The 17,821-nt window shown below is 35.7% G+C and carries 22 protein-coding genes and 2 pseudogenes; 21 read left to right on the top strand and 3 right to left on the bottom strand.

From position 1 onward, the window contains the following. Positions 1-985: 985 nt before the first annotated feature. The 3 genes and pseudogenes from ABWU35_RS05445 to ABWU35_RS05435 all read right to left on the bottom strand — a co-directional run bounded on the left by ABWU35_RS05445 (position 986) and on the right by ABWU35_RS05435 (position 1,874). Entirely contained in the window at positions 986-1,282 is a 297-nt protein-coding gene (locus ABWU35_RS05445; RefSeq protein ID WP_264376582.1) for a virulence RhuM family protein, read from the bottom strand. A gap of 47 nt (positions 1,283-1,329) precedes the next feature. Further along, a pseudogene (rhuM, locus tag ABWU35_RS05440) lies at positions 1,330-1,651 on the bottom strand (RhuM family protein). Then, positions 1,593-1,874, bottom strand: a complete 282-nt coding sequence (locus ABWU35_RS05435; RefSeq protein ID WP_265028124.1) for a hypothetical protein — start codon at positions 1,872-1,874, stop codon at positions 1,593-1,595. Before ABWU35_RS05435 ends, rhuM begins: the two are co-directional and overlap by 59 nt. 241 nt (positions 1,875-2,115) lie before the next feature. Between ABWU35_RS05435 and ABWU35_RS05430 the strand changes: the two genes are divergently transcribed. The 21 genes and pseudogenes from ABWU35_RS05430 (at position 2,116) to ABWU35_RS05330 (ending at position 17,815) form a co-directional block, all read left to right on the top strand. After that, a complete protein-coding gene (locus ABWU35_RS05430) occupies positions 2,116-2,565 on the top strand; it encodes a crossover junction endodeoxyribonuclease RuvC (RefSeq protein ID WP_026097221.1) in 450 nt (149 codons plus the stop codon). A gap of 114 nt (positions 2,566-2,679) precedes the next feature. Then, the gene (locus tag ABWU35_RS05425; RefSeq protein ID WP_264377320.1) at positions 2,680-3,900 is read left to right on the top strand and encodes a DNA modification methylase; all 1,221 of its coding nucleotides are present in this window, start codon (positions 2,680-2,682) and stop codon (positions 3,898-3,900) included. 15 nt (positions 3,901-3,915) lie between these two features. Further along, complete coding sequence (locus ABWU35_RS05420; protein ID WP_019236285.1) at positions 3,916-4,395, top strand: hypothetical protein; 480 nt, start codon at positions 3,916-3,918, stop codon at positions 4,393-4,395. A gap of 3 nt (positions 4,396-4,398) precedes the next feature. Continuing rightward, positions 4,399-5,863: pseudogene (locus tag ABWU35_RS05415) on the top strand (ankyrin repeat domain-containing protein). Then, a complete protein-coding gene (locus ABWU35_RS05410; RefSeq protein WP_265028106.1) occupies positions 5,860-7,689 on the top strand; it encodes a phage terminase large subunit family protein in 1,830 nt (609 codons plus the stop codon). The pseudogene ABWU35_RS05415 and the gene ABWU35_RS05410 overlap by 4 nt, the downstream one beginning before the upstream one ends. A gap of 1 nt (position 7,690) precedes the next feature. Next, positions 7,691-7,924 (top strand): gpW family head-tail joining protein, encoded by a 234-nt coding sequence (locus ABWU35_RS05405; protein WP_143688830.1) that lies wholly within the window; start codon positions 7,691-7,693, stop codon positions 7,922-7,924. Between the two features lie 39 nt (positions 7,925-7,963). Continuing rightward, on the top strand, positions 7,964-8,251 hold the full coding sequence (locus ABWU35_RS05400; protein ID WP_143688829.1) for a hypothetical protein: 288 nt from the start codon (positions 7,964-7,966) through the stop codon (positions 8,249-8,251). A gap of 93 nt (positions 8,252-8,344) precedes the next feature. Next, positions 8,345-8,542 carry a type II toxin-antitoxin system RelE family toxin gene (locus ABWU35_RS05395; RefSeq protein WP_237350101.1) on the top strand — a complete coding sequence of 66 codons (198 nt, stop codon included), beginning with the start codon at positions 8,345-8,347 and terminating at the stop codon, positions 8,540-8,542. Between the two features lie 128 nt (positions 8,543-8,670). Next, positions 8,671-10,077 (top strand): phage portal protein, encoded by a 1,407-nt coding sequence (locus ABWU35_RS05390; protein WP_265028107.1) that lies wholly within the window; start codon positions 8,671-8,673, stop codon positions 10,075-10,077. Further along, positions 10,074-11,114: a S49 family peptidase gene (locus tag ABWU35_RS05385; RefSeq protein ID WP_265028108.1), complete on the top strand. Its 1,041-nt coding sequence runs from the start codon at positions 10,074-10,076 to the stop codon at positions 11,112-11,114. The genes ABWU35_RS05390 and ABWU35_RS05385 overlap by 4 nt, the downstream gene beginning before the upstream one ends. Before the next feature lie 77 nt (positions 11,115-11,191). After that, entirely contained in the window at positions 11,192-11,560 is a 369-nt protein-coding gene (locus tag ABWU35_RS05380; protein WP_265028109.1) for a head decoration protein, read from the top strand. Between the two features lie 24 nt (positions 11,561-11,584). After that, positions 11,585-12,589, top strand: coding sequence for a major capsid protein (locus ABWU35_RS05375; RefSeq protein WP_264685424.1), 1,005 nt, complete (start codon positions 11,585-11,587; stop codon positions 12,587-12,589). A 74-nt stretch (positions 12,590-12,663) separates the two neighbouring features. Next, positions 12,664-12,969 carry a hypothetical protein gene (locus ABWU35_RS05370; protein WP_214303342.1) on the top strand — a complete coding sequence of 102 codons (306 nt, stop codon included), beginning with the start codon at positions 12,664-12,666 and terminating at the stop codon, positions 12,967-12,969. A gap of 1 nt (position 12,970) precedes the next feature. Further along, positions 12,971-13,471: a phage tail protein gene (locus ABWU35_RS05365; RefSeq protein WP_265014497.1), complete on the top strand. Its 501-nt coding sequence runs from the start codon at positions 12,971-12,973 to the stop codon at positions 13,469-13,471. Next, complete coding sequence (locus ABWU35_RS05360) at positions 13,471-13,947, top strand: hypothetical protein (RefSeq protein WP_041581447.1); 477 nt, start codon at positions 13,471-13,473, stop codon at positions 13,945-13,947. Before ABWU35_RS05365 ends, ABWU35_RS05360 begins: the two co-directional genes overlap by 1 nt. Next, on the top strand, positions 13,934-14,398 hold the full coding sequence (locus tag ABWU35_RS05355) for a phage baseplate assembly protein V (protein WP_264685667.1): 465 nt from the start codon (positions 13,934-13,936) through the stop codon (positions 14,396-14,398). Before ABWU35_RS05360 ends, ABWU35_RS05355 begins: the two co-directional genes overlap by 14 nt. Before the next feature lie 3 nt (positions 14,399-14,401). Beyond that, positions 14,402-14,656, top strand: coding sequence for a PAAR domain-containing protein (locus tag ABWU35_RS05350; RefSeq protein WP_015587734.1), 255 nt, complete (start codon positions 14,402-14,404; stop codon positions 14,654-14,656). After that, entirely contained in the window at positions 14,653-14,988 is a 336-nt protein-coding gene (locus ABWU35_RS05345) for a GPW/gp25 family protein (protein WP_264377328.1), read from the top strand. Before ABWU35_RS05350 ends, ABWU35_RS05345 begins: the two co-directional genes overlap by 4 nt. A gap of 2 nt (positions 14,989-14,990) precedes the next feature. Then, complete coding sequence (locus ABWU35_RS05340; protein ID WP_019236497.1) at positions 14,991-15,791, top strand: baseplate J/gp47 family protein; 801 nt, start codon at positions 14,991-14,993, stop codon at positions 15,789-15,791. Next, positions 15,791-16,951 carry a phage tail protein gene (locus tag ABWU35_RS05335; protein ID WP_019236496.1) on the top strand — a complete coding sequence of 387 codons (1,161 nt, stop codon included), beginning with the start codon at positions 15,791-15,793 and terminating at the stop codon, positions 16,949-16,951. The genes ABWU35_RS05340 and ABWU35_RS05335 overlap by 1 nt, the downstream gene beginning before the upstream one ends. Positions 16,952-17,119: 168 nt before the next feature. After that, positions 17,120-17,815 (top strand): ankyrin repeat domain-containing protein, encoded by a 696-nt coding sequence (locus ABWU35_RS05330; RefSeq protein ID WP_265028112.1) that lies wholly within the window; start codon positions 17,120-17,122, stop codon positions 17,813-17,815. Positions 17,816-17,821: the final 6 nt, after the last annotated feature.

Genomic DNA, 17,821 nt, shown 5'->3' with positions numbered 1-17,821 from the left:
AAGTACTTTAGATTCGAGATTATATAGACTTTTGGCAGTTTAAGCCATTTTAGATTGGAAAATGAAATCTCATTAAGCTGAGAAGTGGGCTACTGTAGGGGAGTTTAACATAATTTAAGGTTACAAGTCAAGCAAACTACTATAATATCATAAAAGGCTGTTCCTTGGCTGATTTTGAGTGTTTCTTAGTTTAGAGAAAAACCCTATTATTATAAATAATAAAAATAAGGTATATAATAATACCCTATTTATATTTTATATTTTTCATTCTTATTTATTCTTTAATTTTTTAACTCTTATAGATAGCTCTCTAAAAAAAAAGGATTTGAGACAGGAAACGTTAAATTCTTTTTAAAAAATTTTCTTTACAAGGCATGAAAACCGTGTTAAACTTATATGTAAGTTTCTTTCGTGATAGTAAGATTAATTAAAATACCTTTTAGTTGAGTTTAGAGTTGTTTTATAAGCGATCTTTAATCAGGGGAGTATTTTTTTGCTTAAAAGTTGTGGCTAGCTTTAAAACATAGGTTTTCTCCTTTAGTTATTAAATTTCTGCTTTGCTTATAATATAAATGTCCTAACAATTAAATTACAATATGTATTCCGTTCAAGATTTCAGCCAATTTATTGAGTATTCCGGAAAAAGAGGATATGATTTGTTTGTTCTTTAGGCATAGGTGTCGTTGCTGCTATAAAAGAAGAAACAGAAGCTACCTTAAAATGGAGACAAAGATCAAAATTTATTTATTTACGTCTCCAGGTTTATCTAGTATAATGGAGACAAAGACTTATATTTCTACTATATTATTGGTAGATAAAAAGCAGAGATACGGGGCTTTCTAAAGGGTGGGGACAATTTTTCACCCCCCTTGAAATTAAAACAAAAGGTGATAGACAAGATATCAAACACAGATAGCTCAACTACAAGCTGGTTTTTGTTGTAGTTATTTTCTCACTTTCTTTACTTAATTCATCAAAGTCAGATTCATGTTTGTATAACTCTATACTTTTCGTATTCTCCTTCAGCTAGAGCTTTTGCAACTTCAGCACTAACTTTACCAGCATCTTTAAGTACTTCATAATCATTGAACAATAGAAATGCATCCAACTTTTCAACCCAATTCTGCATTTTTATTAGCCGATGCTTTCTTGCTTGAAGTTCCGCATAATCTAGGAAACAATATGCACTCAACTCTTTTTCAGTCAAGTAGTTTTTTGCAGTACTCACATCACTCTTATGAATTTTGTTGCCAGAACCATCTTTCCATGTAGTTAGCCCAATATTTGGTTTTTTGTGGTCAACTCGAGAGCTCTGCTGCAGTTAGGCCATCAATATAATTTATTCTGTACTTTTGCATAAAATTGTTTTGTTATTTCTGAATTTGGATCATAGTCTGCAGAGCATTCAGCATAAATGTCAGTAATCTTCTGGTAAAACCTACGTTCGGATGCTCCTGATTTTTTCAAGTAATTCATTGAAGTAGTCTTTGCCAAACTTTGGGCCGTTTTTTAGCCGTTCGCTATCTAATGCAAATCCTTTGATCTTTAAAATTTTCGTAGCCCATACTCTAAAAGATGTAGCCTTTTTAGAATTAACTCGATAACCAATAGCTATCCAAATTATAAAATTGTGTAGGGTACTGTTTACCATCTTCAGCAGTATTCCGGAAAATCCGGATAACTGAATCTTTATCTAACTCTTGACTAGCAAATATGTTCTGTAAGTGCTCACTAATTGTTCTAATGTTAACACCAAATAACTCCGCCATTCTTTTTTGTGTAAGCCAAATGTTTTCATCTCGATACAAAACATCAATTCTTACATCTCCATCTGGAGTTGTATATAATAAAATTTCGTTTTCATTTATTATCATATCTACTCTACCTTACTTCAAGTAGCATATAGGTTATTTGTAAAAAAGACAAGCAACTGTAAAACTCTAAAAATAGAGAACTATCTACTTTATTCTTTAGCTGGTGAGCAGTTTTGAAATTATTTTAACTTTTTTTTTAGAAAATCCCGGAAAAAGTAGTAAGAAATCCGGTATATATATAATAGAAGGGCATTGTTTCAACGAGGTTAGTTTACCTCTATACGCTTCAAACACAAAGAAAATGTCAATCCTAACACTCGACCTTGGCAAGCAAACGGGCTGGGCAATTCTAACAGATGGAGTAATTGAAAGTGGAAGCAAAAGTTTTCATGGTAGTCGTTTCAGTGGAGGTGGCATGGTATTTCTAAATTTTCGTAAGTGGTTGAATGAAATGAAAGAAAAATTTCCAAGTATTGAAACAGTTTATTTTGAGGAAGTAAGAAGACACCTTGGAACTGATGCAGCGCATTGTTATGGTGGTTTTCTTGCAGTTCTCTCTGCTTGGTGTGAAGAGAATCATATTCCCTATCAGAGTGTTCCTGTTAAGACTATAAAACGCTTTATAACAGGCAAAGGCAATGCAAGTAAGAGTGAAGTTATTGAAGCGATACGTGAAAAAGGTTTTTCACCTAGAGATGATAATCAAGCAGATGCTTTAGCTTTGATGTTCTATGTTATGGAAAGATATTAATAAGCTCATAAAAAGTGGGTCCTTTCGGCCATAATGGCGGGTTTGGTGGTGCTGACCCCAGGCCTTTTCTAGTGTCAGAGATATTTTGAATATTAACTTTTTAATTATTAAGATATGAATTTAGCAATCCACTACTATCCTGTTGAAAACCTCGTCGAATATAAGCGTAATCCTCGTAAAAATGATGACGTAGTAAACAGAATGTGTGCTTCAATCAGGGAATTCGGCTTTCGTATACCAATAGTTGCAAAAAGCGATGGCACTGTGGTTGATGGTCATTTAAGACTTAAAGCAGCAAGAAAACTTGGTATGGAGAGTATTCCTGTGGTTTTAAGTGATAATTTAAATGAACCACAAACTAAAGCTTTTCGATTACTGGCAAATCAATCAGCTAACTGGGCAAAGTGGGATGATGAGCTTTTAAAAGTGGAAATTCAAGAGTTAGAAGATTTACAGTTTGATCTTAAAATGACTGGATTTGAATTAGAAAAAGTTCAAAACTTTCTTGATGATTTAGACAGTGAAAAAGAAGATCTTTCTGACTTAGTTGTTGATGACAAAAAAGTAGAAATAACAAAACCAGGGGATTTATGGATTTTAGGTGATCATCGAATCTATTGTGGTGATAGCTCTTTAGTTGAATCATATAAAGCGGTATTAGACAATAAAATGGCAGATATTACCGTATGTGATCCTCCATATAACGTTGATTACGGTAGCAGTCAGGAAAGAGAAGATAAAAAAATACTAAACGATAATCAAGGTGAAAAGTACGAACTTTTTCTCTACTACATCTGTTCCAATATTTTAGCATATACGAAAGGAGCAATTTACATCTGCATATCATCATCAGAGTTTTCGACGTTGCAAAAAGCATTTGAAGAAGCAGGTGGTCGTTGGTCAACATTTATCATTTGGGCAAAGAATCACTTTACGCTAGGAAGATCAGATTATCAAAGACAATACGAAGCAATGCTCTATGGATGGAAAAGCGGCAATAAACGTGAGTGGCATGGAGGAAGAAATCAAAGTGATCTGTGGTTTTATGATAAGCCAATACATAACTCACTACATCCAACGATGAAGCCAGTAGAGCTAATGGAGAGAGCAATAGTAAACAGCAGTAGATCTGGAGACATAGTACTTGATCCATTTAGCGGTTCTGGCAGCACACTGATTGCATGTGAGAGAACAGGAAGAATTTGTAGAACAATAGAGCTAGATTCAAAATTTGTAGATGTAACCATAAAACGTTGGCAAGTATACACGGGAAGAGATGCCATTTTAGCCGATACTGGTAAAACTTTTGCAGAAATTCAAGAAGGAAATTCGTAAAAAGGGGCAAAAAAAGTGGAAAAAATAACACAAACAGAGTGGGCAAGGGAGATAGGAGTATCAAAGCAATATGTCTGTTATTTAGTAAAAAAAGGAATAGTTGAGCTGGAGGATGGACTCATTGACCGAGAACAAGCAAACAGGGCTATAGAAACAATAAGAGATCCAAGTCAGCCACTGAGGAGAAAAAATCCAGAAAACGAAAATACAAGTAACCTTTCCACAATGTTGCTTAAAACTCGAATAAAAAATGAAATGGAACGAGGTAAACTACTTGAGGCGAAAGCTAAGGCTGAGATAGGAGAACTTGTAGCAGTAGAGGAAGTAAAGCGCGATGCATTTAACGTAGCAAGAGTTGTCCGTAATAATTTGCTTAATATTCCAAATAGAGTTTCAGCACTACTTGCATCACTGAGTGACACTGAAAAGATTCATATGGCGCTAACTGAAGAGATTACAAACTCATTACAAGAATTATCTAATATTAAGTTTTAAATAATGTCTGCTAACTTAAGTTTAGAATTAATAAAGTGTCTAACCTGGATTAGATGTTAATGTCAGAGGATTAAATGGAAAGACACCGCTACATTATGCAGTAGAAATTAACGAGTTTGGTATGGTTGCACTCTTACTGAACAGGAAAAATATTAATCCACTGATCACTGATGATGATGGTAAAAGTGCGCTTTCTTGTGCAAGAGAAGAAATATTACAAGCACTAATCAATCATAAATATGGATCAGAGGGAGATAGCTTACTTCACTTAGCTGCGATGTTGAATGAAGCAAATGCTGTAAGGTTTTTACTCAACAAAGGAGTTAATGTTAATGAGCAGAATGCTCTACTACATACACCATTACACTTAGCGGCAGGAGCTGGACATGAAGAAATAGTAGAAATTTTAATTAGAGAAGGAAACGCGGATAAGGATGTTCTTGACGTGAGAAATCATGCAGCAATGCATTATGCAGTAAACAACAAGAAGCTAGAAGTAGTAAAATTACTTTCAAATCTTGGTGCGAATGTCAATATAGCTGGTAGCGGCAGAAATGCAATGAAATTATCTTCTTTGCACGTAGCTGTAAGTAGTAGTAATTATGATGAGAGAGATTTATGTTTGGATATTGTAAGGTGTTTAATAAATGCTCCGAATTCCAAGGTCAATTTACAAGATTATGAAAATAAAACGCCACTACATTATGCTGAAAGGCTGAAAACAATAGAAGTTTTACTAACGCGAGAAGATATAGATCCTTTAATTAAGGATGATAATGGCAAGACACCATTTTGTTATGCAAAAGAAGCAAATAGATTAGATATAGTAAAGATTTTAGCAAGTAATAGATACGGAGCTGATAAAAACAGTTTGCTTCATTTAGCTGCCAGAAAAGGATATGAAGACCTAATAGACGGTATTCTTGGTGAAGGAGTTGAAATAGATGCTGTAGATGAGAGTGGAAAAACGGGAATTTATGTTGCTGCAAAGCATGGTCACTTTAACGTAGTAAAGTTGTTGCTAAAGAGAGGAGCAGATGCCACGGATGTTTTTCAGTATGCAATAATAACGAACAATGCAAAATTAATAGAACTACTGAGTAAAGAGAAAGAAATAGTGTTATTTGGAAGACAGAAGAACTTTCCAACATTTCATTTATTGAGCAATAAATATTTTGAAGAAAGGAAAATAGCAGACAAAAAAATAAAGAAATATACCAATATCATCTGTGTCACTATAACAATATGCGCAATAGCGATAGTGGCTAACATTATAGCTGCGGTAATGGTGGGAATAGTTGCGCTCATAGCTGCAATAATAATGAGTAATTTAATTCAGAAGTATATAGAAGAAGCACTTGAAAAGAAAATGTTTATTGAACTCGAAAGTGAGAAAACAAGTGAGTGCAGTTCTATTTTAAGTGATGTTGAAGTATCATCTAATGATGGTGAAGAGCTAGCAATATGATATACGCTACATCTTTTTCTGAAGGTTTAAGGCCAGATCCGCACCTTAAAGTATCAGAGTGGGCGAATGAGTATCGAGTTTTAGCGCCAACTGCAGCATCAGAGCCAGGTAAATGGAGAACGGAAAGAACTCCTTATTTAAAAGAAATCATGGATTCACTATCTCCATCTTCTCCAGCGGAGAAAATAGTATTCATGAAAGGAGCGCAGATTGGTGGAACAGAAGCTGGTAACAATTGGATAGGCTATATCATAGATCAAACACCAGGTCCAATGTTAGTAGTACAGCCAACAGTTGAAATGGGAAAGCGTTGGTCAAAAGGAAGATTTGCGCCACTGATTGAAAGTACACCATGTTTAAAAAGTAAAGTAAAAGACCCAAGATCAAGAGATTCAGGGAATACTGTACAAAGTAAGGAATTTCCAGGTGGAATAGTAGTAATAACCGGAGCAAATAGCAGTGTAGCACTGAGATCTATGCCAGTAAAATATCTCTTTCTTGATGAAATAGATGCCTATCCAGGAGATTCAGGAGGAGAAGGAGATCCAGTACTGCTCAGCATAGCTCGAACCAATACATTTGCACGACGAAAGATTTTTTTAGTATCAACACCAACGATTCATGGAATAAGCAGAATTGAGAAAGAATTTGAAGCAACAGATAAGAGATATTTTTTTGTACCATGTCCGCATTGTAATTACTATCAAGTTCTAAAATGGTCACAAATGAAATGGGAAAATAACGACTCAAGAACAGCACACTATATATGTATAGAATGTGGTGAAAAGATAGAAAATCATCAAAAGACAGAGATGCTAGATCGTGGAGAATGGAGACCTACTAATAGAGTAAAAGGTGAGAAAAAAGGATTTCATCTTTCAAGTCTTTATAGTCCAGTTGGCTGGTATAGTTGGCAACAAGCAGTAGAAGATTTTCTCCATGCCAAAGAAAGTGAACAATTACTGAAGGTTTGGATAAATACTACGCTTGGAGAAACTTGGGTAGATAAAGGAGAAGTACCAGACTGGAAGCAATTATTTAACAGAAGAGAATTTTTTCAAATTGGCACAGTACCAAAAGGCGAAGTAGTTCTCACAGCAGGAGTTGATGTCCAAAAAGATCGTTTAGAAGTAGAAGTTGTAGCATGGGGAAAAAGCCGTGAAAGTTGGTCAATAGACTACCGAGTATTTGAAGGAGATACAGGAGGAGGAGAAGTATGGGGAAAACTTTCGGAGCTTCTGAGTCATCATTTTATCGGTAAAAATGGGCTTGAATATATGATAAGCATGATGGCGGTAGATGCTGGATATGCAACGCAAGAAGTATACAACTGGGTAAGAGGTCATCAAGGCTCTGGAAGAGTAATGGCAGTCAAAGGTGTAAATAAAGCACTAGTACCACTTAGCAGCCCAAGTAGAGTAGATATAACAGTTGGTGGTCAAAAGCTAAAGAGAGGAATAAAGCTCTGGCCAGTGGGAGTATCGATATTAAAGTCAGAGCTTTTTCAATTACTTAATATTTTGAAAGAAGAAGAGGGAAAAGCTCTACCTGGATATTGTCATTTTCCGGAGTATGCACCTGAATATTTTAAGCAGCTAACGGCAGAGCAATTAGTCAGCAAGGTAGTAAAAGGATACACCAAACAGGAGTGGCAAAAGGTAAGAGAAAGAAATGAAGTATTAGACTGTAGGATTTATGCAAGAGCAGCATCGATAGCACTGGGAATAGACAGATGGCCAGAGAGTAAGTGGAATAGTTTGAGTGGAAAAATGGAAAGTAAAAAGCCTAAAAAAGTGAGACAAAGTAAATGGTTGAATGAGAAGTAAAATGTACAATCAGGAATATTTAAGTCAAGTCGAAGAAGCGATAAAAAAACTGCAAAGCGGAGAGCGAGTAGTATCAATTGCATATGGTGACCATGTGGTGAGATATGCTGAAGTTCAGATAAATGACCTGCTGAATCTACGGCAACGTATTAAGGCTGAACTGAAAGTTGCAGGTGTGAGACCGAAGAGAAGAATTGTGATTGCGACAAGTAAGGGAATTGACAAAATTGTGTAAAAATGTTATAGTTTAAAATTGGTATTTTCTAGTTAAAATATGGATCAAAGTCAAGAAAGGCTTAATGTTAATGTAAATTTTGAGGGGGAATTTGCTCACTACCTTATAGAAATGGCAAAAGTTCAAAATAGAACTATAGAAGAGGTTGTAAAGGACCTAGTGGAAGAAGAAATTGAAGCAAGTAAATTATCTGAAGAAGATGATGAAATAGATGAAGTAGATATAAAGTTGGCTAAGCTTTCTCTTGAGCGTGATGCTAGAGGTGATGAAGAAATTAGAAGTGAGGATGTAGATTGGAATAGAATATTATCTGCAAAAACAGTCTAAAGGTGGAGATACAAGCTGAGATACGATATTATCTATTCAAAAAAAGTTCTTGAGGAAGATTTTCTTGCATTACCACGAACGATAAGATCTAGAGTGAGAAGAGCTGTAGATAGTCGTCTTGCAACCAACCCTAAAGCAATAGGTAAAGCATTATCGCATGAATTCAAAGGGTATTTTAGGATACGAGTAAGTGATTATCGTGTAATTTATAGGATAAATTACTCAAAACACACAGTAACTATTACTGCAATGGGACATCGGAAGGACATTTATGAACGCAGCCCAGAATAAGCGTTGGTATTTGTGCAAGAGCCTCATGCATAATTTATAAAGTGTTAACAGCCAGACTCTCCAGCAGCTTGCTGTAATTTTTTAATGTCAAATTGCGCAACAAACTGCTGCATAATCAAAGAGGCAAAATGCTATTAAAATCGTTCAAACAACTATTTAGTAAGCCAAAAATCAAAAGCTCAGCATGGGATGCAGCAGGTTCAGGAAGAAGATTTTTTCACTTTCAACCAGAGTTAGGAAGTATAAACAATTTGCTGTCTCAAAGCCTTGAAACTTTACGTAGTAGATCACGTGATATGGTGAGAAAAAATCCATATGCAGCAAATATCATTGATACAATAGTAAGTAACTCTATTGGAACAGGAATAAAACCACAATCAAAAGCAAGAGATGGAGAATTTCGAAAGAAGGTGCAAGAATTATGGCTAAAATGGACAGATGAAGCAGACAGTAGCGGAGTAAGTGATTTTTATGGATTACAAGCTCTGATATGCAGAAGTATGATAGAGGGAGGAGAATGTTTTGTACGTTTAAGAACGAGAAAGCTAGAGGATAGATTTTCTGTACCGCTACAACTGCAAGTACTTGAGTCTGAACATTTAGATAATAAAACAAATCAAACTTTAGCAAATGGTAACATAATCCGTAATGGCATTGAGTTTAACAGGCTTGGGCAAAGAGAGGCATATTACCTATTTAAAGAACACCCTGGTGAAAGTACGTTTGGAGAATCAGTGAGAGTGCCAGCAAATGATGTTTTACATATTTATAGACCATTAAGACCTGGTCAGATTAGAGGGGAACCTTGGCTTTCTAATATACTGCTGAAGCTTTATGAGCTTGATCAATACGATGATGCAGAATTAGTAAGAAAAAAGACAGCAGCGATGTTTGCAGGGTTTATTACGAGACTTGACCCTGAGGCAAATATCATGGGAGAAGGTGAAAGTAATGAGCAAGGAGTAGCACTATCTGGCCTAGAACCTGGAACTATGCAACTTTTAGACCCAGGAGAGGACATAAAATTTTCAGAACCATCTGATGTAGGAGGAAGTTATGAAGCATTCATGAGACAGCAACTGAGGGCAATAGCAATAGGTACAGGAATAACATATGAGCAGCTAACAGGAGATTTAACAGGTGTTAATTATTCATCCATTCGAGCAGGATTAATAGAGTTTCGTCGTCGATGTGCTATGCTGCAACATAACATTATGGTATTTCAATTTTGCAGACCAGTATGGAGTAAATGGCTAGAGTTAGCAGTACTTTGTGGAGAACTGAGTATAGATGAAAAAGTAGTAAAAGCAGCGAAAGAAGAAGTAAAATGGATACCACAGGGATTTGATTGGGTAGATCCACTGAAAGACCAGCAAGCACAGCAAATGGCAGTAAGAAATGGCTTCAAGAGTCGCTCAGAAGTAGTATCAGAAATGGGTTACGATGTAGAAGAAATTGACCAAGAAATAGCAGAAGATCAAAAGCGTGCAAATAGTCTCAATTTAATGTTTGACTCTGATTGCAAAGGGTTATGATATTGCTAGGAAAGCCATTAATGCTTGAACCAAGGAGTTTTGAGCTACTATCGCTATACAAAGAAAAACAGCCAATTTTCAAAAATCACTCCATCAAAAGTAACGTAGAAAGAACTGCAATTATACCAATTCATGGAATTTTAACTAAAAAACCGGGTGCGTTTGATGAAATGCTCGGGATGACATCATATGAGCAAATAGAAGTACAAGTAAAGCAAGCATTAGAAGATAGTAGTATAGAGACTATTTTACTGGACATAGATAGTCCCGGAGGAGAAGTAAACGGTATTTTCGACTTAGCTGATTTTATCTACAGTGCAAGAGCAAAAAAGAGAATTGTGGCAATAGCAAACGATGATGCGTACTCTGCTGCATATGCTATAGCTTCTAGCGCTGAAAAGATTTTTCTCACCCGCACTTCAGGAGTTGGGAGTATAGGAGTAATAGCAAGTCATATAGATCAAAGTGGGTTTGATGAAAAATGTGGAATAAAATACACAACTATTTTTACAGGCAAGAGAAAGAATGATTTAAATCCACATGAGCCGATAAGTTCAGAAAGCTTAAAAAGTTTAGAGGAGGAAGTAAATCGCTTATATGAAATTCTGACTGAACTTATAGCACGTAACAGAGGACTTTCTGTACAAGCAATAAAAAATACAGAAGCAGGGCTATATTTTGGCGAGAGAGCAATAGAAATAGGCCTTGCAGACGGAATGACAATTCTTTCATCTATTAATAAAAACAGGAGTATTACTATGAATGAACAAACTACAAATGACCTAGAAACTGATAATTTAACCAAGTATCGTACTGAAGTTCTTGAATTAATACGTTTATGTAATTTATCGAAGATGCCAGAAAAGATAGGAGAATTTATTGAGCAAAGTGTAAGTGTTGAGCAAGCTAGGGAAGTTTTAATGGAATTACTTGCAGAGAGAACAAAGAAGACAGAGATACTGAGTGCAATACCACAGAATTCAGGAGAAGATTTGATGATACAAGTAGCTAAAGCTAGAGCACAATCAAGTATTTAAGTTTTTTTATAACTGCCGCGTACAACAATTATAAACATGGCGGTAAAACTAAAGGGGAAAATAAATGAGGAAATTTTATGAGTTGTATAAGCGAACAAAATAATCTTGGTGACCTATTAAAGTATGAGGTGTCAAGTCTATATTCAAGAGATCAGATAACAGTAGCAAAGGGACAAAATCTAAAACTTGGTACAGTAGTGGCTCTCGATAAAGATAACATGATTAAGATAATAAATCCAACTGCCACAGATGGTACACAAACAGCAATAGGTGTGATAACAAGCGATATAAACGCAACGGAAAACACCAAAGCAGTAATCATTACGCGTATAGCAATGCTAGCAGATCATGCAGTTGTATGGCCAGCAAATATCACTGAAGAGCAGAAAGCTGCAGCAATAAAGCAACTTGAAGGACGAGGGATCATTATCCGCAAGGGAGTTTAACTAAAATTAATAAGGAGAAAAAGAATGCAAAATCCATTTACAAATACAGCATTTAGCATGACGGCACTAACAAATGCGATGAATATATTGCCGATAAATTATGGACGAGTTGAAAATTTAAATTTGTTTCCAAGTAGGTCAGTAAGATTTAGACATATTACCATAGAAGAACACAACGGAGTATTAAGTTTATTACCAACACAAATACCAGGAGCACCAGCAACAGTAGGAAAAAGAGGAAAAAGAAAGGTAAGAACGTTTACGATTCCGCACATTCCGCATGATGATGTAGTGCTGCCAGAAGAAGTACAAGGAATAAGGGCATTTGGATCAGAGAGTGAACTTAAAGCGCTTGCAGATGTAATAACTGATCATTTGCAATCAATGAGAAACAAACATGCAATAACATTAGAGCATTTGCGAATGGGAGCGCTGAAGGGAATTATTCTTGATGCTGACGGGTCAGAATTATTAAATTTGTACAACGAATTTGAAATCACACCAAAAGTAGTAAATTTTGCCCTTGGAACAGCAACAACAGATGTCAAGCGTAAGTGTCTGGAGGTATTGCGACATATCGAAGACAACTTAAGTGGCGAATATATGACCGGAATTCATGCCTTGGTAAGCCCTGAGTTTTTTGATGCACTAACTTCGCATAGTAAAGTGAAAGAAGCATACGAGAGATGGCAAGAAGGAGCAGCGCTGAGAAACGATATGAGATCAGGATTTACTTTCTGTGGCATAACATTTGAGGAATATAGAGGGCAAGCAACTGATCCTGAAGGAACAGTAAGAAGATTTATAGAAAGAGATACAGGGCACTGTTTTCCACTAGGAACAGCGAGCACATTTACAACATACTTTGCACCAGCAGATTTTAATGAGACAGTAAATACTCTTGGACAGCCACTATATGCAAAACAAGAGCCAAGGAGGTTTGATAGAGGAACTGATTTACATACACAGTCAAATCCTCTGCCAGTGTGCCACAGACCAGGAACATTAGTAAAAGTCGTTGCAGCATAACAATACTGGTAGATTAACTACAAGTTGGTGAGGCACAAGAGTAGTATATACCTTATTAGCATACTTATGAAAGAATGCAAGAGAATATTAAGAGATTACTAAAAGATTGTTTTGCCCATTTAGGAGAAGTGGCTTTGTATAAATCAAAGGATAAGTCATACATGGTACAAGTATTAAAGCAACAGCCAGATAAATTATACGAGATTGGTGAAGGACAATTTGTGGAAGAAACTTTAGCGTTAGAAGTAAGTGCGTTTGATGTGTTAAGGCCAATAGTAGGAGATGTTTTTGTTATAGGTGATCGAAGATATAAAGTACACTCACCGCCACTTAGAGACAAGTCTGGAATAACGTGGAAAATAAAAGCGTCTGGGGTGTAAAATGTCTGTTCATATAGAAGTTGAGGTAATAGAAAATGTAAATGCTAAAAGAAGAAAAGTAGAATTAGCAACGGTAAAGGCATTAAACAAAACGGCACTATGGTTAAAAGCGCAAGCAGCTAAGGAAATCAGTGAGGAAAAGCAGATAAAATTAAGTTTGATAAGAAAGAGATTAAGAATTTTTAAGGCGAAAACTAGCAGATTAGAAGTGTCAATTAGAGCAAATCTCTATGACATTAGAGCATCGACAATTGGCAAAATACAAAAAACAAGAAGAGGATCGAAAGTAGGAAAGCATGAGTTTATAGGAGGATTTGCAGCAGTTATGCCAAAAGGAAATAGCGGTATTTTTAAACGTGAAGGAAGAGCAGCATTACCAATAAAGGAAGTTAAGTTGCCACTCGAACCTGATGCTTCAAGAATAATAGGGAATCTTGTTAATTATGAAGTTGAGAAAGTCTTTACAAAATTTTTTAAACGTGAATTGAGCTGCAGAGTATGATGAATTGGAAGGATTTGCATAATGCAATTTGTACTACATTAAAGAAAGAAATATCAGCAATTCAAACTTGTGAAATTTATCCATCGATAAGAAAAGAATTATTAGCGCCAGCGGTGTTTATAGAATTATCAAGTCTAGAGCAAGGAAAAGATCCAGGAACAGAGGAGCTGGCGCTAAGAGCAAAATTTGAAGCACGAATTGTGATTGATAGCACAATCGAAAATGCTTCTCTTATTGTCAGAACATTAGCTGCTGAGGTTGCGAAAGTAGTAAATAAAAATACTTGGAACGTGAAAAATGTTTCACCAGGAGAATTTATATCAGGAGGAGGAGATGATTTTAGGCCAGAATTAGATGCATATCTCGTGTGGATGGTTGAATGGGTGCATACAATACACGTAGGGCGATCTATTTGGAAAGAAGGAAAATTTATGCCACACAAAATAGAAATCGGTGAAATAAATGTTAGAAAATAATTTTGCAATTTCGGAACTACAGAGGAAAATGGCCAACATTGTTCGTATAGGAGTTGTAAAAGAAATAGATTATGAAAAAGCAAAAGTAAGAGTTAAAATAGGAGAATTTTTAACAGATTATTTACCATGGATAACGAGCAAAGCAGGAAAAGATAGAGATTGGTCTCCACCAGATATCGGTGAACAGGTTATGATATTTTCTCCTCTTGGCGAATTATCGTTAGGAGTGGTGTTAGGAGGGATATACCAGGAAAAATACCCTGCATCAGAGAATAAAAAAGAGGTGAGTAGCTTAACATTTCAAGATGGAACAAAGTTGTCATACGATAAAGATAAACATCATTTAGAGATTGAAGTAGTAGATAAAATAACACTGAAAGCTGGAGAATCGAGTATAGAAATGACAAAAGAAAGAATAAAACTTAAGGGAAGGAGAATAGATCTAAACTAGCATATGGGTAAAGCAATCGTTTGTGTAGGGGATAATTGTACAGGAATACCGGTTCATGTTTGTATGAGTGGAAGTGAAGACGTATTTGTAAATAGTAGATCTGTGTGTCGTAGGGGTGATATCTTGACTATAGGGGAGACACTAACGCAAGGGTCAAACAGCGTATTTGTGAACGGTATGGGAGTAACAAGAACAGGAGACTTGGTATCGTGTAGTTTTAAAGTGATAGGTGTTAGCAAAAATGTATTTGCAGAATGAGAGGCATGAATGCTAGCACGGGAAAGGAATTGGAAGGAATAGAGCACTTAAAGCAATCTGTCGTAGATATTTTAACTACCCCTATTAATAGCAGAGTAATGAGGAGAGATTATGGGTCAAGATTATTTGAATTAGTAGATAAGCCAATAAATAGAGATTTAACTTTGGAAATCTATGCAGCAACAGCAGAAGCACTGGAAAAATGGGAAAAAAGATTTAAGTTAGAAAAAGTAAAAATAACAGAAGTGAAAGAAGGAAAAGTAACGTTTGACCTAGAAGGATTGTACTTACCAAGTGGAAAAAATATTCGCTTTGATGGAGTTGTGGTATAAAGATGGAGCAGCCTAACATTATTGAGCCACTGAACTTCGAAGAAATTCTGTCTCGGATGAGGGAAGAATTGGTGAAGCGTGACGCAAGTTTTACAGCATTAGTTGAAAGTGATCCAGCGATAAAGATTCTGGAGGTAGCAGCATGGCGAGAACTTTTACTCAGACAAAGGATAAACGAAGCTGTAAAGGGTAATTTACTGAAATTTGCAACGGGAGAAGATCTTGATAATTTGGCTGAGTTTTATGGAGTGGAAAGACAAAAAGAAGAAGAGGACGAAAGATTTAGAAAGAGGGTAAAAGCAAAAATAGTGGGCTCAAGCACGTGTGGAAGCAAAGAACACTATCGATATCATGCACTGTCAGCAGATAGTAGAGTAAAAGATGCACTAGTGGAATCAACTATACCAGGGAAAGTACAAATTTCAATCTTATCAACACAATTATCCACAACTGGCATAGTGTCAGAAGAGCTACTAGAAATTGTAAAAAAGCAGGTTACTAGAGATGATATAAGGGTTTTAACAGATACGATAACAGTAATTGGTTGCAATATTACGGAAATAGATATTCACAGCAGAATGAGCATAAGTCCTGTAATATCGAAGGAGGAAATCAAGAAGCAGTTTATTGAGAAGTTTGAAGCAAATAGAAGGCTGGGATGGAATGTTACAAGATCATGGATAATAGCCAATTTATTTGTAGATGGTGTAGAAAACGTAGAATTAATCGAGCCAAAAGAGGATGTTGTAGTATTGGGGAATGAGTGTGCTGCCTTAAGAAATTTAAAGATTGAGTTGAATTAATGTTACTGCCACCAAATGCAACAAAACAAGAAAAAGCGCTAGTAGATGCAACAGATTATAGGGTTGATCCAATCAGGATAAGAGGGTTTAAATTTAGATTAGAAGAAAGAATATTACCTTGGTTAATCGAAGAATATGGCCTAGAAGAAATTCTACGCTGGGCAAAAGACAAAAGAAGAGCGATAAAAGAAGGGGTAGAATTTCGGCGTTTAAGAGGAACCCCAGAATCACTCAAAATAGCACTAAAGTGGGCAAATATAGAAGATATTACAATCATTGAGGAGCCACCTGGAAAACATTTTTTTGAACTGCAGATAGGGATAAGGGATGTTCCAAATAACTTTTTTGTGGATGCAGTAGTAGAACTTGCAAAACTATCGTTACCAGCAAGATCGCGGCTAATGAGGATTTTCAATGATCACTATAACGTTGATAGGTTTATTTTAGATGAAAGTTTATTTGGAAGTTTGTTATCAGACTACTCTGGTATAAAAGTTGAAAAAAATGGGCCAGTGTTATCGTTTGGAAGAATAAATTTTTTCAGTTCTAGAGGTCCGTTAGTAGAGATTGTAGACAACTATTTAAGAGAGCATTATGAACAAGCATTTAGTAATGACATATATCGGTTGAATGTAGCAGTGCTTGGGGAAACAGAGCCTCACACAAAGGATTACAAAGGCATTTATGAAAGAAGTCATCAGTGGTATAACTTAAAAGCCCTGTATCCTCTAACTCAAAGCTTATTACCATCGATTAAATTTGCAAAAGCGCAGATTGTACTGTCAGATAGCTGGAAATTAGGAGAAATAAATAGCTGTTTTCCAGTTGGTAGAATAGAAGAAGAAGGAAATAAATTTGTATTGGGAAACGATAAACTTTCAGGGCAACGTTGGAATTTAAAACACAAGCCAATTTTAGAAAGGTTTAGCGTTACTCACCACTACAAAATAGAAAACTATACAGATCAGAAGATTACAAAATATGGTTTGGCAGAACACAACGTTTACTATAAAAATGATTTGGATTCAGAGCAAAAAGACTCAATACACGAATTAGAAAATTACATTTTAGTATTTTACCCAGGAGTACTGAAGTGGCACGAACATAGACATTTGCACAGAAGTTGGAAAAATAGTCAAGTAATATGTCTAATAAGTTAAGTACTTATATTTAGATCCTCATATATTATATTAATAATAGGTAAAAGTGTATGAAATAAAAAGAAAAGGACTTGCTTTCTCATGCTAAAAAGGACATGACTTGAATAGCAGCAGGTAAATATAAGAAATTTGTCTGGCGCTAGAAAAGCTAATTTTGTGAGGTATGAAATGAGTTTTAGCAAGTTTTTTAAAGAAGTATCAAGTAACGATATTAATAAAAGAAATGAAGAAGGAGAGACGATCTTGCATCAAGCAGTAGAAATCTCTGATTACAAAACAGTGAGATTATTAATAAAAAAAGGGGCAGAGGTTAATGCAAGAGATAAAAATGGTTATACGCCACTACACTGTGCAGTATTTGCGAAAAGCTTAGAAAATGTAAAAGTGCTGCTAAGAGAAGGAGCAGAAGTAAATGCCACTCAATATGTTACTGGATGTACGCCACTGCACTCTGCGTGCAAAATAGGAGGAGCAGGAGTTGAAATAATAAAAGAGCTAGTAAAGGCAGGAGCTGAAGTTAATCAACTGAATAAGTATGGTGCAACACCAATGTATTACATCTGGGAAAGTGAAAAGTATTGCCTATGTGATAGCAAAGAGAGTGAAAAGGCAAGTAAATTTTTGAGAGAAAAAGGAGGAATAACAAAAAGTAGAGAACTGACGTGCTATGGAATAGAGGGGCTAGTGGGAGAAATAGCAGACATGTTGAATGGGAGTTATTTACCAGAGTTAAAAATAATAGAGATAGAAGAAATAAGGAAGAGAGACAAATCGTTAATAAAGAAAGAATGTCAAAATTTAGCAAGCAAGATAATCAGCCAAGTAAATGAGATGATAGATGAGGTGGTGAAAAGGAAGGCTTAGGTTTAA

Source organism: Wolbachia endosymbiont (group B) of Xylocampa areola (genome assembly GCF_964028205.1).
GTDB lineage: Bacteria > Pseudomonadota > Alphaproteobacteria > Rickettsiales > Anaplasmataceae > Wolbachia.
Note: the sequence above shows the minus strand (reverse complement) of the source record. Positions and strands in the feature narration are given on the sequence as shown.